This is a genomic window from Enterobacter sp. RIT637, from assembly GCF_019718755.1.
Lineage (GTDB): Bacteria > Pseudomonadota > Gammaproteobacteria > Enterobacterales > Enterobacteriaceae > Enterobacter.
Genome location: NZ_JAIHAZ010000182.1, coordinates 1 through 525 on the forward strand (window position 1 = coordinate 1; position 525 = coordinate 525).

The window sequence follows — 525 nt, forward strand, 5'->3', positions numbered from 1 at the left end:
TTTCAAGTTTGATATGAATAAGTGCCACATTTTTGATGCAAAAACTGAACTGAACATCTCAATCTAACTGGAGTTATAAAAATGAAAAAAGTGCTTTTAAGCGCAGCAATCTCCGCTACCCTGGGTCTTACTGCTTTGCCATCGATGGCGCAAGATGTTGATTTACGTATGTCCTGGTGGGGGGGTAATGGCCGCCACCAGGTTACCCTGAAAGCGTTAGAAGAGTTCCACAAACAGCATCCGGACATTAACGTCAAAGCCGAATACACCGGCTGGGACGGCCACCTGTCGCGTCTGACCACCCAGAGTGCAGGCGGCACCGAGTCGGACGTTATGCAGACTAACTGGAACTGGCTGCCGATCTTCTCGAAAACCGGCGACGGCTTCTACGATCTCAACAAAATGAAAGACGTGATCGACTTAAGTCAGTTCGATGCCAAAGAGCTGCAGTCCACCACTGTCGACGGCAAGCTGAACGGTATTCCGATCTCCGTGACCGCGCGCGTGTTCTATTTTAACGATGAG

1 protein-coding gene is annotated in these 525 nt (G+C 49.5%); it reads left to right on the top strand.

Features of this window, described 5'->3' with window-relative positions:
* Positions 1-81: 81 nt before the first annotated feature.
* Positions 82-525 (top strand): ABC transporter substrate-binding protein (locus tag K5E19_RS23895; RefSeq protein WP_221553396.1); only part of this gene is annotated, 444 nt, incomplete at its 3' end.